Annotated in this window: 19 protein-coding genes and 1 other RNA gene; 13 read left to right on the plus strand and 7 right to left on the minus strand. The window is 59.4% G+C overall.

Features of this window, described 5'->3' with window-relative positions; all coding sequences use genetic code 11:
* Positions 1–74: 74 nt before the first annotated feature.
* From narQ to I6L47_RS06760, 3 genes are all read left to right on the plus strand, one after another.
* On the plus strand, positions 75–1,787 hold the full coding sequence (gene narQ / locus I6L47_RS06750) for a nitrate/nitrite two-component system sensor histidine kinase NarQ (RefSeq protein ID WP_005334468.1): 1,713 nt from the start codon (positions 75–77) through the stop codon (positions 1,785–1,787).
* Positions 1,787–2,425, plus strand: a complete 639-nt coding sequence (gene narL / locus I6L47_RS06755) for a two-component system response regulator NarL (protein WP_005334471.1) — start codon at positions 1,787–1,789, stop codon at positions 2,423–2,425. The genes narQ and narL overlap by 1 nt, the downstream gene beginning before the upstream one ends.
* Before the next feature lie 103 nt (positions 2,426–2,528).
* Positions 2,529–3,104, plus strand: coding sequence for an LON peptidase substrate-binding domain-containing protein (locus I6L47_RS06760; protein WP_005334473.1), 576 nt, complete (start codon positions 2,529–2,531; stop codon positions 3,102–3,104).
* Between the two features lie 248 nt (positions 3,105–3,352).
* Here the strand turns inward: I6L47_RS06760 and I6L47_RS06765 are convergent, their stop codons facing one another.
* Together I6L47_RS06765 and I6L47_RS06770 are read right to left on the minus strand one after the other, a co-directional pair.
* Positions 3,353–5,449: an ATP-binding protein gene (locus I6L47_RS06765; protein ID WP_216948954.1), complete on the minus strand. Its 2,097-nt coding sequence runs from the start codon at positions 5,447–5,449 to the stop codon at positions 3,353–3,355.
* A gap of 31 nt (positions 5,450–5,480) precedes the next feature.
* Entirely contained in the window at positions 5,481–6,665 is a 1,185-nt protein-coding gene (locus I6L47_RS06770; RefSeq protein WP_047438498.1) for an FIST signal transduction protein, read from the minus strand.
* A gap of 113 nt (positions 6,666–6,778) precedes the next feature.
* Here I6L47_RS06770 and yvcK point away from each other — a divergent pair, with 113 nt between their 5' ends.
* Entirely contained in the window at positions 6,779–7,693 is a 915-nt protein-coding gene (gene yvcK / locus I6L47_RS06775; protein WP_047438497.1) for a uridine diphosphate-N-acetylglucosamine-binding protein YvcK, read from the plus strand.
* 39 nt (positions 7,694–7,732) lie between these two features.
* Here the strand turns inward: yvcK and I6L47_RS06780 are convergent, their stop codons facing one another.
* The 3 genes from I6L47_RS06780 to lpcA form a co-directional block, all read right to left on the minus strand.
* Complete coding sequence (locus I6L47_RS06780; RefSeq protein ID WP_019446543.1) at positions 7,733–8,068, minus strand: Hpt domain-containing protein; 336 nt, start codon at positions 8,066–8,068, stop codon at positions 7,733–7,735.
* Positions 8,069–8,359: 291 nt separating this feature from the next.
* On the minus strand, positions 8,360–9,169 hold the full coding sequence (locus I6L47_RS06785) for a class II glutamine amidotransferase (RefSeq protein WP_216948955.1): 810 nt from the start codon (positions 9,167–9,169) through the stop codon (positions 8,360–8,362).
* A gap of 164 nt (positions 9,170–9,333) precedes the next feature.
* Positions 9,334–9,912, minus strand: coding sequence for a D-sedoheptulose 7-phosphate isomerase (gene lpcA, locus I6L47_RS06790; RefSeq protein ID WP_021230835.1), 579 nt, complete (start codon positions 9,910–9,912; stop codon positions 9,334–9,336).
* 255 nt (positions 9,913–10,167) lie between these two features.
* On the opposite strand from lpcA, the gene fadE reads away from it, so the two are divergent.
* Positions 10,168–12,624, plus strand: a complete 2,457-nt coding sequence (gene fadE / locus I6L47_RS06795; protein WP_216948956.1) for an acyl-CoA dehydrogenase FadE — start codon at positions 10,168–10,170, stop codon at positions 12,622–12,624.
* A gap of 179 nt (positions 12,625–12,803) precedes the next feature.
* Positions 12,804–14,078: an amidohydrolase gene (locus I6L47_RS06800; protein WP_139442465.1), complete on the plus strand. Its 1,275-nt coding sequence runs from the start codon at positions 12,804–12,806 to the stop codon at positions 14,076–14,078.
* An 81-nt stretch (positions 14,079–14,159) separates the two neighbouring features.
* Here I6L47_RS06800 and I6L47_RS06805 read toward each other — a convergent pair whose 3' ends face one another.
* Positions 14,160–14,507, minus strand: coding sequence for an RnfH family protein (locus I6L47_RS06805; protein WP_019446547.1), 348 nt, complete (start codon positions 14,505–14,507; stop codon positions 14,160–14,162).
* Positions 14,500–14,934 carry an SRPBCC family protein gene (locus I6L47_RS06810; protein ID WP_005334496.1) on the minus strand — a complete coding sequence of 145 codons (435 nt, stop codon included), beginning with the start codon at positions 14,932–14,934 and terminating at the stop codon, positions 14,500–14,502. Before I6L47_RS06810 ends, I6L47_RS06805 begins: the two co-directional genes overlap by 8 nt.
* A gap of 169 nt (positions 14,935–15,103) precedes the next feature.
* Between I6L47_RS06810 and smpB the strand changes: the two genes are divergently transcribed.
* From smpB to fdhF, 7 genes are all read left to right on the plus strand, one after another.
* Positions 15,104–15,592: an SsrA-binding protein SmpB gene (gene smpB / locus I6L47_RS06815; RefSeq protein ID WP_005334498.1), complete on the plus strand. Its 489-nt coding sequence runs from the start codon at positions 15,104–15,106 to the stop codon at positions 15,590–15,592.
* 166 nt (positions 15,593–15,758) lie between these two features.
* Positions 15,759–16,118: a transfer-messenger RNA gene (gene ssrA / locus I6L47_RS06820) on the plus strand.
* Positions 16,119–16,289: 171 nt separating this feature from the next.
* The gene (locus I6L47_RS06825; protein ID WP_216948957.1) at positions 16,290–17,588 is read left to right on the plus strand and encodes an integrase domain-containing protein; all 1,299 of its coding nucleotides are present in this window, start codon (positions 16,290–16,292) and stop codon (positions 17,586–17,588) included.
* A 478-nt stretch (positions 17,589–18,066) separates the two neighbouring features.
* Positions 18,067–19,229, plus strand: a protein-coding gene (locus I6L47_RS06830) for an IS3 family transposase (protein ID WP_216947903.1) whose coding sequence is annotated in 2 segments (ribosomal slippage) — positions 18,067–18,322 and positions 18,322–19,229 — 1,164 coding nt in all. Because the reading frame shifts where the segments join, the coding sequence is not laid out codon by codon here.
* 121 nt (positions 19,230–19,350) lie between these two features.
* Positions 19,351–20,562, plus strand: a complete 1,212-nt coding sequence (locus I6L47_RS22470) for a response regulator (protein ID WP_254204830.1) — start codon at positions 19,351–19,353, stop codon at positions 20,560–20,562.
* Complete coding sequence (locus I6L47_RS06840; RefSeq protein ID WP_201995985.1) at positions 20,555–21,766, plus strand: EAL domain-containing protein; 1,212 nt, start codon at positions 20,555–20,557, stop codon at positions 21,764–21,766. The genes I6L47_RS22470 and I6L47_RS06840 overlap by 8 nt, the downstream gene beginning before the upstream one ends.
* Positions 21,767–22,301: 535 nt before the next feature.
* Entirely contained in the window at positions 22,302–26,492 is a 4,191-nt protein-coding gene (fdhF, locus tag I6L47_RS06845) for a formate dehydrogenase subunit alpha (protein ID WP_216948958.1), read from the plus strand.
* Positions 26,493–26,675: the final 183 nt, after the last annotated feature.

The raw sequence follows: 26,675 nt of genomic DNA on the forward strand, positions 1-26,675 counted from the left end.
ATGCTAACACAAGTTGGAGTACACTCCCACGCATCTTGCGGGGTCCTTATCACTATTCAGAGGTGCGCATCAGTATGGGAAAACGGTTCCGGGTCCATTCGGTCAGCAGTGCCATTGGCCGCGCCATGGTGTTGATCCTCTTCATGGCCAGCCTGATCGCGCTGGTCGCCATGGTCACCCTCTTCTACTCGGTGCCCGATGCCAAGGCGATCAACCTCTCCGGTTCGCTGCGGATGCAAGCCTACCGGATGGCCTACGAAATCGAGCGGGGCGACAGCGTGCTGGGGCGCCTCTCCCAGTTTGAAGAGACCCTGCATGCCGAAGAGCTGCAGGAGACCCAGCGCTGGATCACTCCTGCCTCCCTGCGTCGCACCTATGGCGAGGTGCTCGGCCAGTGGCAGGTGATGCGCCAGCACATCGAGGATCGCACCCCCAGACGGTACACCGATAACACCGAGCAGTTTGTGGCGGCCATCGACAATTTCGTCAATCAGATGCAGTACCACGTGGAATTCAAGGTGCGGATGCTGGCACTGGCGGAGGGGCTCGGCCTGCTGGCCATCATCACCATCGCCTGGTTTACGGTGCGCTTCACCCGCCAGCAGGTGGTCGCCCCCCTCAACCAGCTGGTCTACTGCGCCCGCCAGATCCAGCGGCAGGATTTCGATCTTAAACTGCCCGCCCACGGCGAAAACGAGCTGGGGGAGCTGTCGCGCGCCTTCGTTACCATGGCGGACGAGCTGGGCAAGCTCTATCGGGAGCTTGAGAACAAGGTGGAAGAGAAAACCGCCAAGCTGCAACAGGCCAACGACACCCTCTCGTTTCTCTACTCGACCGCCCAGAAGCTGCACGCTGCTCCACTCAGTACCCGTACCCTCATCAAACTGCTGGACCGCGCCGCCGCCCACCAGCATATCGACCACATCCGGCTGACCCGCTTCGAGCACAACGCCATGCCGGTCTACATCTCGGGGCGCACCGGCTGGCCCGGCGATCTCGATGCGGTGGCCAGCTTTTATCTGCAGATGGATGAGCAGGAGTTCGGCCGCCTCGACATCATCAGCCAGCACCCCATCGATGAGCGGTTGATCAAGAACTTCACCATGCTGCTGGCTCAGGTGCTGCACAAAGACCAGACCCTGCTGCAACAGCAGCGACTGCTGCTGATGGAGGAGCGGGCTGTGATCGCCCGGGAGCTGCACGACTCGCTGGCGCAGGCCCTCTCCTACCTCAAGATCCAGTCCACCCTGCTCAAACGCTCTTACGCCAAGGGGCAGCATGACAAGGCGCAGGAGGCGATGCAGCAGATCGACGAGGGACTTAGCAATGCCTATACCCAGTTGCGCGAACTGCTCGGCACCTTCCGTCTCACCATTGGCGATGCCAATCTGGGGGAAGCGATCCGCGTCATGCTCGATCAACTGCAACCCCAGACCCAGGCCGAAATCCGGTTCCATTACGGACTGGCCGACAACGACCTGGAGGCGGGCCAGCATATCCACATTTTGCAGCTGATCCGTGAGGCAGTGCTCAATGCCATCAAACATGCCAACGCGCAAGTGATTGATGTTAGCTGTGAGACCCTCGCCAGTGGTAACATTGAGGTTCAGATTTCAGATGACGGTGTCGGGATCGGACTCGCCAGCTCGGCGATCAACCATTACGGTTTGAGCATCATGAACGAGCGCGCCAGCAAACTGCACGGTCTGCTGACCATCAACGAGCAGCAACCACAAGGCACCTGCGTGCATCTGACCTTTCCCACCAGTCTAGCGAGAGACGCCTGATGGACGAGATGAAATACACAGTTCTGGTCGTAGATGACCATCCCCTCATGCGCAAAGGGATTGTGCAGTTGCTGGCTCTGGAAGAGAACATGGAGGTGACCGGTGAAGCCTCCAACGGCACAGATGCCGTGGCGCTGGCCAAAGAGTCCGAGCCGGACCTGATCCTGCTCGACCTCAATATGAAGGGGCTCTCCGGCCTCGATACCCTCAAGGCGCTGCGGGCCGAAGAGATCACCTCCCGGGTGGTGATCCTCACCGTCTCCGATGCCCGTCAGGATGTGGTAGCCCTGCTCAAGGCTGGTGCCGACGGCTACCTGCTCAAGGATACCGAGCCTGATCTGCTGCTGGCCCAGCTGGCCGACGTGATGACCGGCAAGCAGATCCTGAGCGAGCCGCTGCGCCCCTATCTCGAAAACATCTACGAGCTGGATCACCTGCAGCAGAAGCTGGAAAGCTTAACGCGTCGCGAAATGCAAATCCTGCGCGAAATTGCAAAAGGCCTCTCCAACAAACAGGTCGCCTCGGTACTCCATATCTCCGAGGGAACGGTCAAGGTTCACGTGAAGAGCCTGCTGAAGAAACTCGAGGCGCAAAGCCGCGTGGAAGCGGCTGTCATGTATCTGGAGCAGCGCAACTAAGCGCCCTCAACCGCCCGAAAAGCCACCCTCCGGTGGCTTTTTTCATTCTCTGGCACAGTCGCTGCATTGTCATATTCAGCAACTACTCAATGGAGGATGGAACATGAAACTACAACCTTTGGCACTGTTCCCCTTGCCTTCCCACATACTGCCGGGCGGCAAGCTTCCTCTGCGTCTGTTCGAGCCACGCCACCTGCAGATGCTCAAGGAGTCATTCATCAACGATCAGGGCTTTGGCATCGTGATGGAAGAGTCGACCACCTCGGGACAATCCGGCCGCATTCTGCCGGTGGGCACCCGGGTCAAAGTGACCGACTTCTACACCCTCAATGATGGCCTGCTGGGTGTGACGGTGCTGGGACTGGAGCGCTTCTGCATCCACGAGATGGAAACAGACGAGATGGGCCTGCGCCGGGCCAAGGTGGAGATGCTGCCCAACTGGCCGAGCACCCACTCAGATTTCAACGACAAGCTGCTGGTCAATCGCCTGCGGGAAGTGTTCGAGCAGTATCCGGAGCTTGATGAGCTCTATCCGGACAAGCGCTTTGAAGATGCCGCCTGGCTCTGCCAACGCTGGCTCGAGATATTGCCGATGCCGATTTATGAAAAGCAGATGCTGATTGCCAAACAAAACAGCGAAGCAGCCCGTAAATTCCTGCATCGCCTGATTTCACAATGACAAAAACAGCGTTGCAAAATGCAATTATTCCAACAATGAAAATGTGAAATTCGCATTTTGCGAGTAAGTAGGAACGCAAAACGCCATAACAAGAGAGAGCCGCTGCGCTAAACGGCCAAAATTGAACACAAAAGAGTCTAAAAAAGTTGGCACAGATTTTTCATATAGATTTGTACAACCCGATTTATCCCGTGCTCTCTTCAGTATTTGCTGAAGAACTGGTCAACCCACAAAGTTGACCATTTTTTTTATCCGCGCGTCGGCAACCGCTGACCAAAGTGACGCTGCAAACACTCTCTTAGCCGTGACAAGGTAATAGGCTTGGCGAGAAAGTCATCCATCCCCTGCGCCAGACAGCAGGCCTTGTCCTCCGCCATCGCATTGGCCGTCAGGGCAACGATTGGCATGGTGCATCCCAACTCCCGCAACCGGCGAGTCGCTTCCAGTCCGTCCATCAGGGGCATCCGCATATCCATCAGGATCAGATCCGGGAGCTGCTCATCCACCTGCGCCAGCGCCTCCAGACCATTGGCTGCCAGCCGTACCTTGCCCACCAGTTTTTGCAGCATCAGCGATACCACCAGCTGATTTACCGGGCTGTCCTCCACCACCAGCACATCCAGTGGCAGCAGTGCCGAAGCCCCCTCCTCCCGCTGCGGCTGGCTATGACAAGGCAGCGCCATGCCGGGCAGTTCGAACCAGAAACAGCTTCCCTTGCCCGGCTCGCTCTTCAGGTGGATCTCTCCCCCCATAAGCGTCACCAGACGCTTGCTGATGGCAAGACCGAGACCTGTACCGGAAAAACGCCGGGTGGCCGAGTTGTCGACCTGGGAGAAGGGTTCAAACAGCAGCGCCTGATCCGCATCGGCGATCCCGATCCCGGTGTCGGAGACCGAGATCAGCAGCTTCTCATCCTGCCAACCCAGGTGCAGTGTCACCTGCCCCTGCTCGGTAAATTTGAGGGCGTTGTCCAGCAGATTGCCCATCACCTGCGACAGACGCATCGGGTCCCCCTGCAACTCCCGGGGGACCGACTCATCGACCCGATAAACCAGCGCAATCCCCTTGGCGGTCGCGCGAGCTTGCAGCGGCTCGACCAGAGATTGGCAAAGCTGGACGGGTTGCAGGGTCTCGCAGTGAAACACCAGGGTTTGCGACTCAATTTTCGAAAAATCGAGTACGTCGTCGATGATGGTTTGCAGCAATCTGGCCGAGTGGGTTGCATGGCGCAGCAGGCTCTGTTGCTCCGGCGCCAGCTCGGCATGCTGCACCAGATCGAGCATCCCCAACACCGCATTCATGGGCGAGCGGATCTCGTGGGTCATCATGGCGAGAAACTGGGACTTGGCACGGTTGGCCGCTTCGGCCTCATCCCGTGCCCGCGCCAGCTCCTCTTCACGGCGGATCTGGTTGCTGATATCCCGGGCAGTGCCGCGATAACCAATAAACAGGCCATCATGGTCAAAGCAGGGCTCGGCGCTCACCTCCATCCAGCAGGGGCCCTGTTGCAGCGCAACCTGCATCCGCACACCTCGCACCGGCTGGCGTAGATCCAAAAGCTGCAGGTATTTCTGGGCATCGCAGCTCTGCTTGTTGCAGACGTAGTCATAGAGGGTCGGCCGGGTCGCCTGCGGGGTCATCTCATCCAGATAACCCGGCTCTGAGGCATAACTGAGGCGATGCTCGGCATCTGTCTCCCAGAACCAGTCAGAGGCCATGGCGGCGAAGCTGCGAAAACGGCGTTCGCTGGCCTGCAGTGCCTCGGTTTTTACCGCGACCTGCTCCTGCAAGCGGGCCCGATAGGTGATGTTGACCAGCGCTTGGGCGATAAGCGGACGGCAACGCTCCATGGCGGCCTTGCTGGTAAGATCGAAGGTGCCCGCCCGAGCGTGGCGGCAGATGAGGGTGGCGGTAAAACCGGGGGCCTGCAGCCCGGTCAACATCACGCTGGCCCAGCCCGGCTCGCTCGCCAGCGGCGCAAGCTCAGGCAGCTGGGCGGGATCGTAAATCACCAAGGTTTCACCCGAGATGGCGCGAGCAAATGCCGGGGTCATGCGCCAGCTGCGGGCTGATAGCATCGGCTCGGTACTGAGGTGGGTACTCCCCTGATCCCCTTCCCAGGCCACTACATCCGCGTGCTCAAAGCCGATAAAGGGTTTAAGCACCTGGATAAGGCTCTCCAGCACCAGCTCCAGCGTCTTGGCATCGGCGAGGGTGGCAACCCCACCCAGCAGGGTCTGGGACTCGTGACGATACTTGGCCTCGCGCTCGCGGCACCGCATAAGGTCGACCAGCGTGGTCTGCAATTTGTCGCCGAGGGCTTCCAGTTCACTGTTGCCAATCATCTTGTTGCCTGCTCTGTTATGTTCTGCCGACTCAACGGGTCAGGAAAATCACGCTCGATACCATCAGGTTGCCGTGGGCCAGCTCGCCATTGGGCAGCCGCCCCTGCTCGCCGAAGGTAAAGGGGGTGATAAAGGGGATCTTGCCGAGGCGAGCCTGGCTCTGCTCGACAAATTGGCACAACATATCACCTAGCGCCAAACGGCAACCAGCACAAAAGATGATGAGAGCGCCGATAGGCTGCAATTCCACATCGACCCCATACCCTGGCTCGACGCGCATGGCATTGAGGCTGCGCTGCAACAACCCTTCCTGACTGCTGTACATCAACAGCAGACGCTCCCCTTGCACCACATCGGTAAAGAGCCGCAACCCGCCCTGTTCGGTCACAGCTTCGGGATGGGAGAGTTTGTAGTAAGGAATGCCATCCAGTGCTCCCACCTGACGAGCTAGCGGGGTGAGCGTGGTCTCCCGCAAAATCGCCCCCACCGGCCAGGGCTGCTCGCGCCCGCACCAGCGGGCATAGACCTCGGCGGCAGGCTGATGATCGATGGTGAGTACCTCCCGCCCGTTGCAGGTGGTGATCTCGCCGCTGAATTCGGCAGGCACATAGCCCGAATGAAACTGAAAGGCCAGCTGGCAATCAGGATAGAGCACCGCCAGACCGATGCCATCCTGGGCCACCGCCTCATCCCAGCAGAGTTGCCAGTCACCGCTGACACTGCTATCAGCCGCAGATCCACCGACCACCGGCACCGAGGCACCGAGTTCGGCCTCGATACCGGCCAGCAGCCCCTCTTCCTTACCGGGACTGGCATGAAACAGGATCAGCTGGGGCAGCTCGCCCGGCCGACCACAGTCGCTCATGGCTCGGCGCAGCAACTGCCGCACATCCACCCCGTCACCGCTGGCACCGGCTACCCCGAATGCCCCTTTCTCATCGTACAGAGCAGCAACGGCCAGCCCATATCCGTCTCGGGCGTGGTGTCCCATCTCGGTCATGACACCACCGCAAGAGCTGCACCCAAGCAGGCGGGTCGTCGGGAACTGGCGTTTGAGCACGTCGCGCAGTATCGCCCCCTCATGGGCTTGGGTAAAATAGAGTAACAGCAGGGAGGGGGCCTGATCGGCATGGTGGCGCAGCTGCGCGCAGATATCTTGGGCCGCCAGCGATGAATTCTGGGCGAGGGAGTGAACGGTCAGAAATTTCAACACCATCTCCTTGTTTTATCGAATGGCAGCCTCAAGCAAAAATCATACCTTTATCAAACAATTATCTCGCTTCGCTTGCTAACATAGCTGTCAACTGAGACCAATAACAGGACGCCCATATGTGGCAAAAAAACATCAATGACTTCGATCGGGTCGTTGCCATCGGTGGTGGCCACGGCATGGGACGAGTGCTTTCGTCCCTCTCGTTTCTCGGTCAACGGCTCACCGGCATCGTCGCCACCACAGATGATGGTGGCTCGACCGGACGCCTGCGCAAGAGTCAGGAGTGCATCGCCTGGGGCGATCTGCGCAACTGCCTGAACCAGCTGGTGACCGATCCCAGCATCGGCAGCCTGTTGTTCGAGTACCGCTTCGCCGGCAAAGGCGAGCTGGCGGGCCACAACCTTGGCAACTTGATGCTGCTGGCGCTCGATAATCTCTGTGTCCGTCCTCTTGATGCTATCAAGCTGATCAGTGACATGCTCAAAATCGAGTCACAATTGCTACCCATGTCTGAATTTCCCACCGATCTCTGCGCCCATATGGAGTGTGGCACCCAGATCCTGGGAGAGGTATCCATCGATCAACTGGCAACACCACCCCTCTCCCTCGGCCTGATGCCGGAGGTGCAAGCGACCCGCGAAGCGGTGCTGGCATTGCAGCAGGCAGACATGATCATTCTGGGGCCGGGCAGTTTTCTCACCTCCATCATGCCGCCATTGCTGCTGGCCGAGATCGCCCAAGCCATCAACGAGAGCAGCGCCATGCTGGTTTTTGTTTGCAATCTGGTGGCGGAAAACGGCCCTGCCAGCCAGCTGGATCTGATGAGTCAGTGTCGCTGGCTGGAGTCCCGGGTCGGTCAGGGTCGGCTGGATGCCATCCTGGCCCCACAAGGCGCGGGTGATGCGGGGGACTGGCAAGGGCGAGTGATCGAAGCCGAGCTGGGCGAGCTTGAGCTGCCCCATCGGCACGATCGGTTGAAGCTGAAACTGGCGCTGGACCGAATCATCCAGCAACTGCTCAACCAACGTTAGGCAACGGTCACGGCGCCCCGGCATCCCTGCATGGCGCCGTTACTGATAATCGGCAAGAAACGCGAGCACCTGGGGCAAGGAGGCCTCCAGCAGTTGCAATTGGCGCTCTGCCTCGGCCACATCGGCCTGCTTGCTGGCCATCTCCAGCGCCATCACCTGCTGATAACTCGGTATGGCGCCATAGCTGCCACAGGATGATTTCATGCTGTGCGCCACCCGAGCCAGCGCCTCCCACTCTCCCTGTTCATAGAGGGGTCTGAGCTGACTCAGCTGCTCGCCCACCTCTTCAATAAAGACTGCGATGACCACGGGCAGCATATCCGGACCGATATCCTCTGCCAGCTGCTGCAACACCTTGCGATCCACCCACTCCATGCGAGGCTCCTCCAGAACGGTATTCAAACAGACCATACTATAGATAGTTTTCGATGTCGTGGCTCACGACCAGGCTGTGATGAAGCACCCGATTGGATGGCTCAGGGAATAAAGTGGCAAAAAATGTGATCAGTATCGAAATTGCGATGCTGAAACGCCCGTCAAGACAACAACTTGATTGCCATAAATTAACAATTGATCAACACTTAATGCCGTCAGAGTGATGATGCTCAGCAACACCTCTCATCCCTTTTGCCTTTTATGGCTGCTGCGAAGAACCAGGGTAGGTATCTACCCTGGTATTTTTTGATCTTGCTCAAGCGCAACCTGATTGGTCGCCACCCGCTCCCCCATGCGAAACAGATTGAATTCGCCGGGCGCCATTTTGACCCAATTCTCATTGCCGGTCAGCGGACGGGTGGTGATCAGGGTGACCACATCGTTGGGGGTGGTCTCCCTTTGAAAGTCGATCACCACCTCCTCATCCAGCAGGCTCGCCTCGCCAAACGGCGCACAGCGGGTCAGCCAGTGCAGGTTGTTGCTGCAGTAGCTCATCACATACTCCCCGTCCGAGAGCAGCATGTTGAACACCCCGAATGCTCTGAGCTCATCACACAGGGTGGCGAGATAGCGAAACATGGCGGGAAAGTTGGCCGGACGCTTGGGATATTTTTGCTCCAGCCGATCGAGCAGCCAGCAGAAGGCGTGCTCGCTGTCGGTATCTCCCACCGGCCGGTGGCGGCCGGTGGGCAGCTTCTTGTAGCCGGTCAGCTGACCGTTGTGGGCGAAGGTCCAGTAACGGCCCCACAGCTCACGGGTAAAGGGGTGGGTATTTTCCAGTGACACGCAGCCACGGTTGGCTTGCCGAATGTGGCTGACCACGGCGCAGCTCTTGATGGGCAGCGCCTGTACCAGTCTGGCGATGGGAGATTGGGCGCTGGGCTCGGGATCCTTGAAGGTGCGAAAGCCCTTCCCCTCGTAGAAGGTGATCCCCCAGCCATCCTTGTGGGGCCCGGTCTTGCCGCCGCGCAGCATCAACCCGGTAAAGCTGAAGCAGATATCGGTCGGCACATTGGCACTCATGCCGAGCAGTTCACACATATCCGGCAGACTCCTTTCATGATTTGGCTTGTGTCATGTTCGACCAGCACGCTGGTTCGACAGACAGCAGGGGAAGGCGCAATTCCTTCCCCTGTGACTGGCAACAACCGGCCGATGGCGAACCATGCTACCGGCGTTGCCTTTGTCTGGTGACGATGGCCTGATTACTTGGCCATCTCTTTTTCGACCAGCTGGATCAGGATGTGGATCACCTTGATGTGCACTTCCTGAATACGGTCGGCATAGCCAAAGTGCGGCACGCGGATCTCGACATCCGCCAGACCTGCCATCTTGCCGCCATCCTTGCCGGTCAGGGCGATCACTTTCATCCCTTTGGCGCGGGCCGCTTCGATGGCTTTCAGGATATTGCCGGAGTTGCCGCTGGTGGAGATGCCAAGCAGCACGTCGCCACGGCGGCCGACCGCTTCCACATAGCGGGAGAAGACATAGTCATAGCCAAAGTCGTTGGAGACGCAGGAGAGGTGGCTCGGATCAGAGATGGCGATACCGGCATAACCCGGGCGGTTCTCGCGGTAACGACCGGTCAGCTCTTCGGCAAAGTGCATGGCGTCACAGTGGGAGCCACCGTTGCCACAGGAGAGCACCTTGCCCTCTTCCTTGAAAGAGTCGGCCAGCATTTTGGCGGCCGCTTCGATGTTTTTCAGGTTCTGCTCATCAGCCAGGAAGGCCTGCAGCACGCTGGCAGCTTCGGTCAGTTCATTGCGGATCAATTCTTGGTACATGATGTCTCTTCCACTGTTTTTAGTGTGCGTGTAGATCGCGACTATTCTCGCACAAGCGAATCGCACAGTCGCCCCCCTGCGAGCCACAGCGCTGGCGGCGCGTGAGCGTTATGGGGATCACAGAGAGAAGGTAATGAAGATGTAAACAGCTTGATAACTTTGTGCGTATGAATTACAACAGGGGCCATATCCAACAGGTCAGACCTCTGGATCAGTTACGCCACGTTGGCAACCTAACCACGCAAGGAGCAAGCAATGACGACGACCCTCACTCTGCTCGGGGTGATCTTGGTTATCGGAGCCCTGGCCTATCGCCGGGCATCCCTGTTCATCTCCACCCTGGTCACCGGCGCCGCCCTGGTGCTTGGCGCCATCTATGGTCATGTGCCCTTGCTGGTATGGGCGCTGTTCGCGGTGATCGCCATCCCGCTCAATCTGGTGGAATTTCGCCGCAATCAAATAACCAAGCCGCTGTTCAAGATCTACAAATCGATCATGCCGGAGATGTCGCGCACCGAGAAAGAGGCGATTGAAGCGGGCACCACCTGGTGGGAAGCCGATCTGTTCGCGGGCAACCCGGACTGGAAAAAGCTGCACGCCATTCCGGTCAGCACCCTCTCTGCCGAAGAGCAGGCCTTTATGGATGGTCCGGTCGAGGAAGTGTGCCGCATGGTGAGCGACTGGGAAGTGACCCACGAGCGCGCGGATCTCTCCCCCGAGGTGTGGCAATACCTGAAGGACAACAAGTTCTTCGCCATGATCATCAAGAAGAAATATGGCGGTCTGGAGTTCTCGGCCTATGCCCAGTCCTGTGTCCTGCAAAAGCTGTGCGGTGCCAGCGCCGTGCTCGCCTCCACCGTCGGCGTGCCCAACTCGCTGGGCCCGGGCGAACTGCTGCAACACTATGGCACTGACGAGCAGAAAGATTACTACCTGCCCCGCCTGGCGGTAGGTAAAGAGATCCCCTGCTTCGCCCTGACCAGCCCGGAAGCGGGTTCTGATGCCGGCTCCATCCCCGACTTTGGTATCGTCTGCAAGGGCGAGTGGGAAGGCAAAGAGGTGCTCGGTATGCGCCTCACCTGGAACAAGCGCTACATCACGCTCGCCCCTATCGCTACCGTCTTGGGTCTCGCCTTCAAACTGCGTGACCCCGAGCACCTGTTGGGGGACGAGGAAGAGCTCGGTATCACCTGCGCCCTCATTCCCACTCACATCAAGGGGGTCGGCATTGGCCGTCGCCACTTCCCGCTCAACGTGCCGTTCCAGAACGGTCCGACCCAGGGCAAGGATGTGTTCGTCCCGCTCGATTTCATCATCGGTGGCCCGGCCATGGCCGGTCAGGGCTGGCGCATGCTGGTCGAGTGCCTGTCGGTCGGTCGCGGCATCACATTGCCCTCCAACAGCACAGGTGGCGTCAAGATGCTGGCCCTGGCGAGCGGCGCCTACAGCCGCATCCGTCGCCAGTTCAAGCTGCCCATCGGCAAGATGGAAGGGATTGAAGAGCCGCTGGCCCGCATCGGTGGCAATGCCTACATCATGGGCGCCGCAGCCAACCTGACCGTGACCGGTATCGACCTTGGCGAGAAGCCCTCGGTCATCTCCGCCATCGTCAAATACCACCTCACCGACCGCGCCCAGAAGTGCATCATCGATGCCATGGACATCCACGGCGGCAAGGCCATCTGCATGGGCCCCAACAACTATCTGGCTCGTGGCTATCAGGGTGCCCCCATCGCCGTTACGGTGGAAGGGGCCAACATCCTGACTCGCAGCATGATCATCTACGGTCAGGGCGCCATCCGCTGCCATCCTTACGTGTTGCCGGAGATGCTGGCGGCCAGCCACCCGGATCAGGAGCAGGCTCTCAAGGACTTCGACAAGGCAGTATTCAGCCACGTCGGTTTTGCCATCAGCAACCTGGTACGCAGCTTCTGGCTGGGTGTGACCGGCGCCCGTTTTGCCGCGGCACCCTATGGCGACCAGACCAAAGGTTACTACCAGAAGCTCTCCCGCCTCTCTGCCAACCTGGCGTTCCTGTCAGACATGGCGATGGGCACCCTGGGTGGCGAGCTCAAGCGCAAGGAGCGGGTCTCCGCCCGCCTTGGCGACGTGCTGAGCCAGCTCTATCTGGCCTCCAGCGCCCTCAAGCGCTATCAGGACGAGGGACGCCAGCAGGCCGACCTGCCGCTGCTGCACTGGGCACTGCAAGATGCCCTGTTCAAGGCACAAGAGGCGATCGACGAGCTGCTGCGCAACTTCCCGAACCGCTGGATTGGGCTTGCCCTGCGCGCCGTGGTGCTGCCGCTGGGTCGTGACCTGAACCGTCCGTGCGACAAGCTGGACCAGCAAGTGGCCCGTCTGCTGCAAACCCCGAGCGAAACTCGCAGCCGCCTGGCCAAGGGCCAATACCTGACTCGCGAAGAGGGCAACCCCTTCGGTCTGCTGGAGCAGGCGCTCGATGACGTGCTGGCCGCCGAGCCGCTGTTCGAGAAAGTCTGCAAGAGCGATGGTATCAAGCGCCCCTTCATGGCACTGGACAAGGTGGCCGACATCGGCTTGGCCGCTGGCGTACTGACCCAGAGCGAAGCCGAGCTGCTGCGCCGCGCCGAGGTAAGTCGCCTGCGCACCATCAACGTCGATGATTTTGACCCCATCGATCTGGTGGCCAACAAGAAGCTGTTTGAAGCCTCCGCTTACCATCACGCGGCCTGATAACCAGCTATCGACAACGCCTCCCTTGTGGAGGCGTTTTTTATGGGCGCTCACCACTATTCACGGCCCGAACAGTCACCACTCGCACGCACAGCTCCCCCGACCAGCTGCTGGCCCCGTGTGGTCAGCCGGGAAAAAAGGCACAATAGCTGACAAATCGAATCACCAAGGAAGCCAAGATGACCCTTGAGCACCTGATCCTGTGGCGCCGCGACCTGCACCGCCTGCCGGAAGCGGCCTGGAAAGAGTTTCGCACCACCAGCCTGATTGCCCACCACCTGAGCGAGCTCGGTTATCGCATCGTGCTCGGCGACAAACTGCTGGCCAGCAATCTGATGATGGGCCGTGATGTGGATGTGGCGGCCGAGAAGGCTCGCGCCCGCCGTCAGGGGGCCCATCCCGACTGGCTGGAGCGGATTGGCGATGTCACCGGGCTGATGGGGGAGCTGGATACCGGCCGTCCCGGCCCGACCCTGGCCTTTCGCTTCGACATCGATGCGGTGGAGGTGGAAGAGTCCGACGCCGAACAGCACCAGCCGCAGCAGGAGGGTTTTGCCTCCCACAACAAGGGGTGGATGCACGCCTGCGCCCACGATGGCCACACCGCCATCGGCATGGGGCTGGCCAGCCAGCTGATGGCGATGAAGGAGCAGCTTTGCGGCCGCATCAAGCTCTTCTTCCAGCCCGCCGAAGAGGGGTGTCGCGGTGGCAAGGCGCTGGCTGCCGGTGGCGCACTCGATGACGTGGATGCCCTGCTCTCGCTCCATATCGGCATTCACGCTGGCAGCGGCGAGCTGGTGATCAATCCCACCGAATTTCTCTGCTCCACCAAGTTCGACGTCCACTTTATGGGCACCGCCGCCCACGCGGGACTCGAACCCAATGCCGGCAGCAATGCGCTGGCAGCCGCCTGCATGGCCACCACCGCCATGCTCGGCATTCCCCGCCACCGCGACGGCATGACCCGCATCAACGTCGGCCAGCTTCACGCCGGCAGCGGCCGCAACGTCATCCCCGATCATGCCGAGCTGCGCGGTGAGACCCGCGGCGCCGACAGCGCGCTCAACGACTACATGTTCAGTCAGGTACAGCGCATCGTCGAAGGTACCGCCCTCGCCCACGGTGTCACCTACCGCATCATCAAGCAGGGTGAGGCCATTGCGCTCGACAACAGTCCGGCGCTGCAGGCCGAGCTGGCGGCGCTGGCCCGCAAGCAGGGGCTCGCCACCATCCAGACTCGCCGCTTTGGCGCCAGTGAAGATGCCGGTTTTCTGATGGAGCGGGTGCAAAAGCAGGGGGGCGAAGCGGCTTACCTCATCCTGGGGGCCGATCTGGCGGCGCCGCACCATCACAACGAATTCGATTTCGATGAGCGGGTGATGCAAAGCGGGGTCGAGCTGCTGGCCGCCTGGGCCCGCGCACGACTGGGTGTGGCAGAAGCTGCCCTCTCTTGATATCCCCTCGGCAAGCTCACCGGCTAACGGGATCAAAAAAAGGCGCCTCGGCGCCTTTTTTCTGCAAGAAAAACCTGAGCACTACTCGCGGTGCTTGCGATGCACATCGGGGCGACCACCGGTCACGCTATCGGCTCTCCCCTCCTCTTTGGCCTTCTCGGCCCGCTTTTTGCGCATCTCGCGGGGATCGGCGATGAGCGGGCGGTAGATCTCGATACGATCGCCGTCGTGCAGCGGCTCGCTCCCTTTCACCGGGCGGCTGTAGATACCGAACTTGTTGACCGCCAGATCGATCTCGGGGTGTTTTTGTACGATGCCGGACTGCTCGATGGCCGCCTGCACGCAGGTCTCGGGCGCCACCCGCAGGGCAATCACCGTCTGCTGCTGCGGCAAGGCATAGACAACCTCGATGTTGAGCTGGTCAGACACCGTATACCTCCTTCGCCCGGTTGGAGAAGGCGGAGACCATGGAGCTCACCAGATCGCGGAATACCTGACCAAAGGCCACCTCGATGAGCTTGGAGGTAAACTCGAAATCGAGATCGAACTCCACCTTGCAGGCATCCACATCGAGCGGGGTAAAGGTCCACCAGCCCGCCAGCTTGCGGAACGGGCCATCCACCAGCTCCATCCTGATCTGACGGTTCACATCCAGCTGATTGCGGGTAGTAAAGGTCTTGGCAATCCCCGCCTTGGCCACATCGACCGACGCCATCATGTAGTCATCGCCAGCCTCGTGGACACGGCTGCCGACACAGCCGGGCAAAAACTGCGGATAGGCATCCACATCGTTAACCAACTTGAACATCTGTTCTGCACTGAACATCACCAGGGCACTGCGCGTAATTCGGGGCATGGCTTTTCCTCATCCAATCGGCGCGATTTTATCACCATGTTTGGGGTTGTGGAGGTAAAACCTCAGCCAAACCGCTCAGAAAGCCACCACTTGACCTGCTGCGCGTTTTACAGCCGCCCCTGCCTACGTATAATACGAGCCTCCTAGTCATTGCCGGAAATCGCCCGTCATGAGCAAAAAAAACAGTAAAAACAAAGCCGGGTCCAGCACCATTGCACTCAACAGAACCGCGCGCCACGAATACTTCATCGAAGAGAAGATCGAAGCGGGCCTGTCCCTGCAAGGGTGGGAAGTCAAATCCCTGCGGGCGGGCAAGGCCAACATCAGCGAAGCCTATGTCATCTTCCGCGATGGCGAGGCCTATCTGTTCGGCTCCAGCTTCCTGCCACTGCAAGCGGCCTCCAGCCACGTGGTATGTGACCCGACCCGCACCCGCAAACTGCTGCTGAGCCGTCGTGAACTCGACAAGCTCGAAAGCCTGATTGCCCGTCAGGGCTACACCATAGTTCCCCTCGCCCTCTACTGGAAACAGTGCTGGGTCAAGGTCGAGATCGGCCTGGTGAAGGGCAAGAAAGAGCACGACAAGCGCGAAGATACCAAGGCCCGCGAATGGGATCGGGAAAAAGCTCGCATCATGAAGAACAAGCATCGCGGCTAACCTGCTACTGGCAGGATCAGAACGCCAGTTCACCTTCCCCCGGCGCAGCTGGCTCTTCAGGCTCAGCTGCGTACAATAAATCGGCAAACAGACTGGCTGCCAGAGGGAATGGGTATCAACGCCTTGCTATGACAGCATTTTTGCGTACAATCGCAATTAACAACTTGGGGCTGATTCTGGATTCGACAAGATTCACGAAACCCAAGGTGCATGCCGAGGTGCGGTAGGCCTCGTTAATAAACCGCAAAAAAATAGTCGCAAACGACGAAAACTACGCACTAGCAGCTTAATAACCTGCATAGAGCCCTTCTACCCTAGCTTGCCTGTGTCCTAGGGAATCGGAAGGTCATCCTTCACAGGATCGTGTGGAAGTCCTGCTCGGGGCGGAAGCATTAAAACCAATCGAGCTAGTCAATTCGTGGCGTGTCTCTCCGCAGCGGGTTGGCGAATGTAAAGAGTGACTAAGCATGTAGTGCCAAGGATGTAGTAATTTTGGACGGGGGTTCAAATCCCCCCAGCTCCACCAAATATTGTTCCGAGAAGGAACGAAGAAGTACAGAAACCCGCAAGATTCAACGTCTTGCGGGTTTTTTGTTGTCCGACAAAGTCGAAGTGGTCGCCTAAAACCAGCTTCACGAGTACTATAATTAGTACCACAAGGTTAGTGGTACTCAATTCGATGGTACTAAGGAGCGTTATGGTCACGGTGGAGAAAAAGAGGCGCGAAACAGGTAACTGCAGATTAACCGACCCAAAAGTTAAAAACGCCAAGCCATCCGAAGACGCTAAGGCGAAAGGCCAGATGACCACCTTGCGCGATGGTGATGGGTTAGAACTGAGGATCAGTGCGGCGGGTTCAAAGCTCTGGGCCTTCAAGTACTCAAAGCCTTCTGACAATAAGCGCACAAACATGAGCTTTGGCACTTACCCAGAGGTATCCCTTGGCCAAGCCCGTGAACTACTGCGAAAGGCTCGCGCCCTGCTGGCCCAAGGCATTGATCCCAAGCTCCACAAAGAAGAACAGGCCGCCATGGTCAAAGCCATGGAAGAAGCCAGCACCAACACCTTTGAACACATGGCATCTAAGTGGCTGGATCTCAAACGCCATGATGTAACTGAAGCCTATGCCGCAGATTCGTGGCGCTCTCTTGAGCTGTATGTGTTGCCCTTCATCGGTTCTATGCCCATCGACCAGATCCGTGCTCCCAAAGTCATCGAGATGCTGCGCCCTCTGGAGGCAGATGGCAAACATGAGACTGTACGCCGCCTTTGTCAGCGGATTAACGAAATCCTCGACTATAGCGTTAACCACGGCCTGCTCGATGCCAATCCCTGCTCAGCGATACGCAAGGTTTTCAAGAAGCCAGCCAAAAAGCACATGCCGACCCTCAAACCGGACGAGTTACCGCTTTTGATGGCTGACATTGCCAATGGTCGGTTAGACCCAACCACGCGCTGCCAAATTGAATGGAGCCTGCATACCTTGGTGCGCCCTGGCGAATCAGCCGGTACCCGTTGGGATGAGATCGACCTTGACGCCAAAATCTGGAATATCCCTGCTGAGCGGATGAAGATGGATCGCCCCCATCGGGTTCCTTTGACCCCGCAAGCTATCTCTCTGCTGGAGCGCATGAAGCCGATCAGCGGCCACCGTCCTTTTGTGTTCCCTGGCCGCCGCGATCCGCTTGGTCACATCAACGACCAAAGTGCCAATGCGGCCTTAAAACGGCTTGGTTATGGCGGGCGACTAGTGGCTCATGGTTTGCGCTCGCTGGGGAGTACCACGCTCAACGAACAGGGCTTCAACCCTGACGCCATTGAGGCCGCACTATCCCACACCGATGAGAACGAAATCCGTCGCGCCTACAACCGCTCTGACTACTTTGAGCAGCGGGTGATCATGATGGGGTGGTGGAGTGACCACATAGAGAACGCCAGCCAAGGAAGCCTGTCTCTGGCAAGCGGCACTAAAGCACTCAAGCTGGTCAACGAGTAAACCGACAACTTTGCGGGAGTATCTTGGCGGGAGAGTGAGAACATCTCCCAGCCAGATCCGGAAACACAAACAAGGCACTACACGGAAGATGACTTAATGTTAGAAAAAGCACCCTCATTAGAAATCCCGTTTAAATACCACAGAAAATCTACGCACTATCAGCAACATAATTATTTGATAGCAATGTCTGTTGTCTCGTTCATGTCTGAGTGCCTGACAAATCATACAAAGTATCCCTGCAACTCAAACTCCAAAGTGAGCATTTCACACAACCCAAGTCAGGAGCTAACCCCTCTTATCCAACAGAACGTCATACTCGCCGAGAGGGTACATCAGTTGGAGCAAAAGGTGGCCGAGCAAGATCGCCAGCTCGCATTTCTGAACCCTGAGCATGACCGCTACGCTCCCAATGTAGTGGTCTAATCATCCCGGACACCATTTTAGGTGGTACAGTCGCCACCATGACCTGAGGTGTTCAATGACAAGATTACGTCGCTCATTTACTGCCGAATTCAAACTCGAAGCCGCATCCCTGGTACTCGACCAGGGATACTCTGTCCCTGAAGCCAGCCGTTCACTGGATGTCGGTGAAACCGTACTGCGTCGCTGGGTTCAGCAGCTCCAATCCGAACGCTGCGGCACAACCCCAATCAGCAAAGCACTGACTCCGGAGCAGCAGAAAATTCAGGAGCTGGAAGCCCGCATCAACCAGCTCGAACGTGAAAAGGACATACTAAAAAAGGCTACTGCTCTCTTGATGGCGGACGAGTTCACACGTACGCGCTGATAGACCGATTAAGGGAGCAAGCCCCCATCACTCTGGTCTGCTGCGCTTTCGATGTTCCCACCTCCTGTTTTTACGATTATCTGGCTCGCAGGCGGACGATTAACCGTGAACGTATGCAACAGCGCTGTGAGTTGCGCCGTTTGTTCAAAGAAAGCCGGAACTCAGCGGGCAGCCGCGCCTTGATGTCGATGATGCGGGAGTTGGGGTATCAGATTGGTCGATTCAAAGTACGTAACCTGATGAAGGAAGCCGGTCTGGTATCCAAGCAACCGGGCGCTCATCGCTATCAGGTCGCTCGGTCTGAACGACCGGACATTCCCAATCTGCTGGCCCGCGAATTTGATGTCCAGCAACCCAATCAGGTGTGGTGTGGCGATATCACCTACGTCTGGGCAGGTGGTCGTTGGCGTTACCTGGCAGCGATTCTTGACCTGTACACCCGGCGGGTCGTGGGCTGGGGGATGTCTGATAAGCCTGATGCAGAGCTGGCCATCAAAGCACTTGAGATGGCGTATCAGCAACGAGGTTGTCCGTCAGGCGTGCTGTTTCACTCTGACCAGGGCAGCCAATATGGCAGCCGGGCATTTCGGCAACGACTGTGGCGCTATCGCATGACCCAGAGCATGAGTCGGCGTGGCAACTGCTGGGATAACGCCCCGATGGAGCGACTGTTCAGGAGCCTGAAGTCAGAGTGGCTCCCGGCTATGGGATATATGAGCTTGCGAGAGGCGAAGCGGGATATCAGTTATTACCTGATGGATTACTACAACTGGCGGCGTCCACATCACCACAATGACGGGATACCGCCAGCAAAAGCCGAGGTTCGGCCTAACCAAGTGTCCGGATTTAGTTGACCACTACAGTCCCCTTACTAGCCTGTAGGTAATAGACCACTCCGAACGCCCAACGCTCAGGCAGGGAAAGAACGTCCCACTCTGGTAATGGGTTTTTCTTCCAGCCTTTGACGACTTCGATTTGAATAGGGTTTCGAGTAGGATCAGGGTTAACACCCGTAACCACGGCCAGCTCGGTGAAGGAGCCTGTTTCCGCTTCAGCATCCCGCTGCTCAATGGCCTGTGGGAACCACCCGCACTGGCGGGCAGCGAATGGTGGTGGCTGGGTAGCGATGCCGCCTTGCAGGCCACCATGGCACAGCTCGGCGCCCGGTTGAGCCCCCTCGATATCCACCAGCTCACCGCCGATCTCGACGGACTGCTGTTGGCGGAAGAGGCCGCGCTGGAGTCCAGCATGGGGAGCGATTGGCACACCTTGCTACAGTCCGGCACTCTCAAGGGGGTCATCCTCTACCCCCGCGAAGCGTTGCGGGGGCGCATGGGCTCGGAGAACTGGTGGCGCCTCGGCCAATCCCCCCTCTATCCGGATCTGTTGCTCGAAAGCTGCCGCGAGCTGATCACCGGGCGAGCCGTGACCACCCATGCCGCCAGCATCGAAAAACTGGGCGGGCGAGTACTGGTCGCCGATGACCATCTGGTCAATCGCGCCCTGCTGACCCGTCAGCTGGCGATTCTGGGGGTGGAGTGCGAGGTAGTGGAAGATGGCGAGAAGGCGTTGCACGCCTGGAAAACCCGGGATTTCGCCCTGCTGATCACCGACTGCCACATGCCGCACATGGATGGCTACACCCTGACCCGCCACCTGCGGGAACAAGGGGAGCAGGCCCCCATCATCGGCGTTACCGCCGATACCTCGGAGGAGGCGGCAGCCAATATGACAGCAGCCGGCATGAACGGCATGCTGTGCAAACCCTATTCGCTGGAGTCACTGCGCCAGATGCTGCTGCGGTGGTTGCCCGCGACTACGATCACAGAGAGAGTGCCCGCTCGACAGGCCATCAATCTCGACATGATCGGTCGCTGGCAAGATCTGTTTGGCGATGAAGAGATTGCCAAAAGCATGGCAAGGGAGTATCTGGCCTCCAACCGGAAAGATTGCCACGCTATGATGAGCGCGCTCTCCTCCGATGATAGCCAGGAGCTGGTGGAGATCGCCCACCGCATCAAAGGGGCAGCCAGAATGGTCGGGGAGCTCTCCCTGGCCGAGCAGGCGGCGCAACTGGAATCGGCGGCCCGCCTCAAACAGTTGAGCGAGCTCGCGCTGCTGACACAGAGAGTGGAAGAACAGATGAACAATATTGAACGTGAAATGGGATTGTGGCTCGATGAGTAGAACGGCAGACGAGTTGGTCATCATGGTAGTCGAGGATCACGGGTTTCAACGCAAGACCCTGATGCACCAGATCCGGGCGCTCGGTTATCAGCAACTGCTGGAGGCCGCAGACGGCATCGAAGCCCTGGCGCTCTGCCAGAGCCACGCTGTCGACATCCTGTTCTGCGATCTGCGGATGCCCGGCATGGATGGCATGGCGCTGCTGCGCCGCCTCTCGCTGGGTGGCTTTCGGGGCGGCATCATCCTCTCCAGCGCGCTGGAAGATGACGTGGTGGAGGCCGTGCTGCGGATGAGCGCGGCCTATGGTCTCCATGTGCTGGGTCGCATCGAGAAACCCTCCAGCCCGCAGCGACTGCGCCAGCTGATCGACTCCTGGGCACCCAAGTCGGCTCCCTCGGGCAAGGACGATGGCCTCGTCCTGTCGGTGGACGAGCTCAAACGCGCCCTCGACAACGACCAGTTGCTGCCCTGGTATCAACCCAAGGTCGGCTTTGCGTCCGGCCAGTGGGTGGGGATGGAGGCGCTGGCCCGCTGGCAGCATCCGGAATACGGGCTGATCTCCCCCGGCATGTTTATCCCGCTGGCGGAAAATAACGGCCTTATCGATCAGCTGACCGATGTCATCATCAACAAGTCGCTGCAGGATTGCCATCTGTGGGGCCAGACCGGTCTCTCCCTCAATCTGTCGATGAACCTCTCAACCACCTCGCTGATTGAGGGGGATCTCTGTCACTTCCTGATCAACCAGTGCCAGCGCTGGGGCGTCAATCCCGAGCTGATCACCCTGGAGGTGACCGAAAGCTCGTTTGTCGAGGATATCGGCAAGGCACTGGAGGTGCTGACCCGGCTGCGGATGCACGGCTTTGGCCTCTCCATCGATGACTTCGGTACCGGCTACTCCTCGATGCAGCAGCTGGCGCTGCTGCCGTTTACCGAGCTCAAACTTGATCGATCTTTTGTAGATCGCTGCTATGCCGATCCCTCCCGTCTGGCCATCATCGAATCGAGCATCGAGCTGGCCCGCAAGCTAGGGCTGAAATCAGTCGCCGAAGGGGTGGAAGATGTGCAGACCTGGCAACTGCTGGCCAAGCTGGGGTGCGATATCTGTCAGGGCTTCTTCACCGCCCGCCCGATGCCGCGCAGCGAACTGCAGCACTGGCACCAGATCTGGCAAGCCCGGCTGCCCACCCTGATATCCGGCTGATCTTCCGCAACCAACCCTTTGGGCCAACAGGGCGCCGATCAGCCGCGTGAATGGCTGCCTTGGAAAAGGTGGCCATTTTCTTTGTGTCGGGCTTGCCACTCAGCATGCCCGCCCCCTATCCACCAACCTTTTATCCAACCGAGTGCCCCCCCCCCCCTTTGCTCTGCATGCGCCGCATGCCTTCATCAGAGCCACCATTTATGCAAAATAAGTTGCATCACAAATGGTACTACTGGCGGATCACGCCTACCGCTAGCGAGAGCAGCCTCTCTTCTACCAGACGCATAAACTGACAATAAGACAATGAATCTCTTGCTTTAACAGGAATGATTCTCAACGATGCGCCGAGGCGATGAGGTAGACAAGGCAACCTGAAATCGTTTTCCCTTTTGAACAATAAGCTGTCTAAAATCAAATAAAGTTGTAAATAATCTTTGTTATGGTGAGCGTATAGCAAGCGGCCTCCCTGTCGCTTCCCCTGCTGGCTCCGCCAGATGCAGCATTTTCTGCGCCTTGAAAGCGAGTTTATGACGCCATGATCACCATCACCCTCGATGGGGCTCAGTTGACGGTTGACCCGACCAGAACCCTGCTCCAGATAGCCAAACAGCACCAGACTGATATCCCCTCCCTGTGCGGTGACAACACCAGCGGCCCCCAAACACCCTGCGATCTCTGCGTGGTAGAGATTGCCGGTCTCGGCATCCGCCGCGCCTGCGAGACGCGCCCCGAGGCAGGGATGGTGATCACGACCAAAAGCGAGGACCTGAGCACCCACCGCCAGCAGGCGCTCGGCCGCATCCTCGCAGATCACTACGCCGATTGCGAAGCCCCCTGCCAGCGCGCCTGTCCGGCCGGGGTGGACATTCAATCCTATCTGCACCATATCGCCATGGGGGATCACGAAGCGGCGATGGCCGTCATCAAGCAGACCCTGCCAATGCCCCTCTCCATCGGCCGGGTCTGTCCCGCTTTTTGTGAGGCACAGTGCCGCCGCGCCTTGGTAGATGAGCCGATCGCCATTCGTCAGCTCAAGCGCCATGCCGCCGATCTCGATCTGGCCGAGGTTGCCCCCTATCAACCGGCAAAGAAGCCCGCCAAGGGCAAGAGGGTGGCAATTATCGGCAGCGGCCCGGGCGGCCTCACCTGCGGTTACTATCTGGGTTACGAGGGGTTCGAGGTCGATCTGTTCGAAGCGATGCCCGAAGCGGGTGGCTGGCTGCGCTATGGCATCCCCGAGTACCGGCTGCCCAAGGCGATCCTCGATCAGGAGATCGACCTGATGTGCCAGAGTGGCATGCGGATCCACACCAGGCAGCGACTGGGCCACCAGATCACCATCTCGGCGCTGTGCCGCGACTATGATGCGGTCTGTCTGGCGGTTGGCGCATCCAAGGCAGTGCCGATGGATTACCCCGGCAGCACCCTGGCCGGTTGCTATCTCGGGGTCGATTACCTCAAAGATCGGATGCTGGCCAAGCGGCTCACTACTGGCAAGAAAGTCGCGGTGATCGGCGGCGGCAACACGGCCATCGACTGCGCCCGCACGGCGGTCAGGCTGGGCGCTGAAACAACCCTTATCTATCGCCGCACCCGCGCCGAGATGCCCGCCGAAGCCTACGAAATCGACGAGGCGGAGCACGAAGGGGTGCGCTTTTTGATGCTCACCAATCCGGTAGAGAATCTGGCCGATGAGGCTGGTCGCGTCTGTCAGGTGCGCCTCGAGAAGATGGCTCTCGGCGAGCCGGACGCCTCCGGTCGCCGCCGCCCGGAGCCCACCGGCGAGTTCTTCCTTGAAGAGTTTGATACCGTGATTGCGGCAGTGTCGCAGCAGCCGGATCTCAGCTTTATGGAAGGGGAGCCCCTCACCCTCCCCTTCACCCGCTGGCAGACGCTGGAGTCCCACCCCGAGACCATGCACAGCGGCCACGGCAACCTGTTTGCCATCGGCGATCTGCGCCGCGGGCCCGCCACCGCCATCGAGGCGGTCGCCGATGGTCGCAAGGCCGCGCTGGCCATCGATCAGTTCCTTCACGGTGACATGATCGATCCGGTTCGTCCTTTCAACGCCAGCAAGGCTCCCACACTCAAGCAGGTCGATCCCGCCCAGTTTGCTCACCTGAAAAAAGTCGCCCGCAGCATCATGCCTCATCTATCAGAGAAGGATCGCGAGGGCAGCTTTGCCGAGGTGGAATGCGGGTTGAGTGACAACGATGCCCGCAGCGAAGCCAGCCGCTGCCTCGAGTGTGGCTGTCAGGCCAACACCAATTGTGCCCTGCGCGACTACGCCACCGAATACAAGGTCGAGCAGAGCGCTCTCGACACCAGCCAGTGCCAGAAGTTTGCAGTGGATAACAGCAGCGAATTTATCGTCTTTGATGCCAACCGCTGCATCGGCTGCGGCCAGTGCGTACAGACCTGTGGTGAGCAAGCGGTGCAGGGGGTGCTGTGCTTTGCCCAGAACAGCGATGGCACTCTCTCGAACCGGCCACAGTTCGACACGGGGCTCTCGATGGGCGACTCCCACTGCGTGCAGTGCGGCGCCTGTGTACAGGTCTGCCCCACCGGGGCCCTGGTGGATGCCCGAGACAAGTCGCAGGGGCGCACCGAGCTGCTCACGCCGGTCAATACCATCTGCACCTACTGCGGGGTCGGCTGCGGCGTCACCCTCTATGTCGATGAGGCGCGCAACCGCATCCGCTATGTGCAGGGAAATCGCAACTCGCCGGTCAATCAGGGACTGCTCTGCGTCAAGGGGCGCTTCGGCTTTGACTTTATCCAGAGCGAGGAGCGCCTCACCACACCGCTCATCCGCAAGGATAGCCAGCTGGTGCCCGCCAGCTGGCAGGAGGCCATCGCCCTGGTGGCCGAGCGTTTCACCGCCCTGCGCCAGCACTATGGCAGCGATGCGCTGGCGGGTTTCTCTTCGGCCAAAACCACCAACGAAGAGAACTACCTGTTTCAGAAGTTCATGCGCCGGGAGCTTGGCACCAACAACGTGGATCACTGCGCGCGGCTCTGCCACGCCTCCACCGTCACCGGGCTGGAGGCGTCACTCGGCAGCGGCGCCATGACCAACGACATCCCGAGTATCGACCACTCGGATCTCATCTTCATCATCGGCTCCGACACCTCGGCCGCCCACCCCATCATCGGCTCCCATATCAAGCGGGCCGTCACCACGGGCAAGGCGCGGCTGGTAGTGGCCGATCCCAAACGGATCGAGATGGCCGACCATGCCAGCCTCTATCTGGCCCACCGCCCCGGCACCGACGTGATGCTGCTCAACGGCCTGATGCAGCAGATCATCCAGAACAACTGGCACGACAAGGCCTACATCGCCGCACGAGTGGAAGGGTTCGAGGCGCTGCAAGCGGAGGTGCTCTCCCCGGCCTATGCACCGGACAAGGTGGCCCTTGTCACCGGCGTACCGGCCGAGCAGGTGATCGAGCTCGCGCGCCTTATCGGCACCGCCGAACGCACCGCCATCTACTACTCGATGGGGATCACCCAGCACACCACCGGCCACGACAATGTGCGCGCCATCGCCAACCTGCAACTGCTGTGCGGCAACATCGGCATCGAAGGGGGCGGCATCAACCCGCTGCGGGGCCAATCCAACGTGCAGGGTGCCTGTGACATGGGGGCGCTGCCCAACTGCCTGCCCGGCTATCAGAAGGTGGCCAACCCCGAGGTGCATGCCCGCTTCACCACCGCCTGGCAGCAGCCAGACTTGCCGCGCACGCCCGGCCTTACCCTCACCGAGGCCATCGATGCCGCCTGCGCGGGTAGCATCAAGGGGCTCTATGTGATGGGTGAAAACCCGGTGCTGAGCGATCCGGATCAGCATCACGTCATCGAGGGGCTCAAGCAGCTGGAGTTTCTGGTGGTGCAGGATATCTTCCTCTCGGAAACTGCCCAGCTGGCCGATGTGGTGCTCCCCTCCTGCTCCTTTGCCGAGAAGAGCGGCCACTTCACCAATACCGAGCGGCGGGTACAGCGCATCTCCCCCGCCCTCAAGGCACCGGGTGAAGCGCGGGAGGATTGGTGGATCATCCAGCAGATCGCCAACGCCATGGGTGGCGACTGGCGCTATCAACACCCGCAGGAGATCACCGCCGAGATCTGCCGGGTCACCCCGCAATACGCCGGCATCCAGTGGGATAAGGTGGGTGTACAAGGGCTACAGTGGCCCTGCAACGACGCAGCGCCCGAAGGCACTCGCCTGCTCCACGGCAAGCAGTTCACCCGCGGCAAGGGGGAGATGGTCGCGACCCCGTTCCGCTATGCAGCCGAACTGCCCGACGAGACCTATCCCATCGTGCTCACCACCGGCCGCCTGCTGGAGCAGTTCCACACCGGCACCATGACCCGCAAGACCAGGGGGCTCGACAAGCTGGCTGGCCCGCGGGTGATGATGAGCGTGGTGGACGCCGAGCGGACGGGCATCAGCAACAGCGAGCGGGTGAAAGTCACCAGCCGCCGTGGCCATATCGAACTGCCCGCTTTCGTCACCAAACGGATGCAGCCTGGCGTGGTCTTTATCCCGTTCCACTTCGCCGAAGCCCCGGCCAACCGGCTTACCATCAATGCCACAGACCCCCACGCCAAGATCCCCGAGTTCAAGGTGGCAGCGGTGCGCATCGACAAGCTGGAATCCCCGTCGCAAACTGGAGAGCTCTCCATGCAGAAGGAGCCAGCCAAGCCAGACATCGAGGTTGCCTGAGAGGAATAGCAAAACCTGCGTAGCCGCCTGCCGGGAGGGTTGGACCGCTGCCCCTTCCCCTTTGGGGTTGCGATAGCAAAAGAGGGGGATGAGAAGAGTCACCAGCCAGAAAGCACAAAGGGTTAGCTTCACCGAGAAGCTAACCCTTTGTTTTATATGGTGCCGATAAGGGGAATCGAACTC

Origin of the sequence: Aeromonas sp. FDAARGOS 1417, from assembly GCF_019046985.1 — a bacterium.
Taxonomy (GTDB): domain Bacteria; phylum Pseudomonadota; class Gammaproteobacteria; order Enterobacterales; family Aeromonadaceae; genus Aeromonas; species Aeromonas veronii.

Bases quoted from the DNA above. Each gene is read 5' to 3' on its own strand.
- narQ (WP_005334468.1), top strand. From the start codon at position 75: ATGGGAAAACGGTTCCGGGTCCATTCGGTCAGCAGTGCCATTGGCCGC.
- narL (WP_005334471.1), top strand. From the start codon at position 1,787: ATGGACGAGATGAAATACACAGTTCTGGTCGTAGATGACCATCCCCTC.
- I6L47_RS06760 (WP_005334473.1), top strand. From the start codon at position 2,529: ATGAAACTACAACCTTTGGCACTGTTCCCCTTGCCTTCCCACATACTG.
- I6L47_RS06765 (WP_216948954.1), bottom strand. From the start codon at position 5,449: ATGATTGGCAACAGTGAACTGGAAGCCCTCGGCGACAAATTGCAGACC.
- I6L47_RS06770 (WP_047438498.1), bottom strand. From the start codon at position 6,665: ATGGTGTTGAAATTTCTGACCGTTCACTCCCTCGCCCAGAATTCATCG.
- yvcK (WP_047438497.1), top strand. From the start codon at position 6,779: ATGTGGCAAAAAAACATCAATGACTTCGATCGGGTCGTTGCCATCGGT.
- I6L47_RS06780 (WP_019446543.1), bottom strand. From the start codon at position 8,068: ATGGAGTGGGTGGATCGCAAGGTGTTGCAGCAGCTGGCAGAGGATATC.
- I6L47_RS06785 (WP_216948955.1), bottom strand. From the start codon at position 9,169: ATGTGTGAACTGCTCGGCATGAGTGCCAATGTGCCGACCGATATCTGC.
- lpcA (WP_021230835.1), bottom strand. From the start codon at position 9,912: ATGTACCAAGAATTGATCCGCAATGAACTGACCGAAGCTGCCAGCGTG.
- fadE (WP_216948956.1), top strand. From the start codon at position 10,168: ATGACGACGACCCTCACTCTGCTCGGGGTGATCTTGGTTATCGGAGCC.
- I6L47_RS06800 (WP_139442465.1), top strand. From the start codon at position 12,804: ATGACCCTTGAGCACCTGATCCTGTGGCGCCGCGACCTGCACCGCCTG.
- I6L47_RS06810 (WP_005334496.1), bottom strand. From the start codon at position 14,934: ATGCCCCGAATTACGCGCAGTGCCCTGGTGATGTTCAGTGCAGAACAG.
- smpB (WP_005334498.1), top strand. From the start codon at position 15,104: ATGAGCAAAAAAAACAGTAAAAACAAAGCCGGGTCCAGCACCATTGCA.
- I6L47_RS06825 (WP_216948957.1), top strand. From the start codon at position 16,290: ATGGTCACGGTGGAGAAAAAGAGGCGCGAAACAGGTAACTGCAGATTA.
- I6L47_RS06840 (WP_201995985.1), top strand. From the start codon at position 20,555: ATGAGTAGAACGGCAGACGAGTTGGTCATCATGGTAGTCGAGGATCAC.
- fdhF (WP_216948958.1), top strand. From the start codon at position 22,302: ATGATCACCATCACCCTCGATGGGGCTCAGTTGACGGTTGACCCGACC.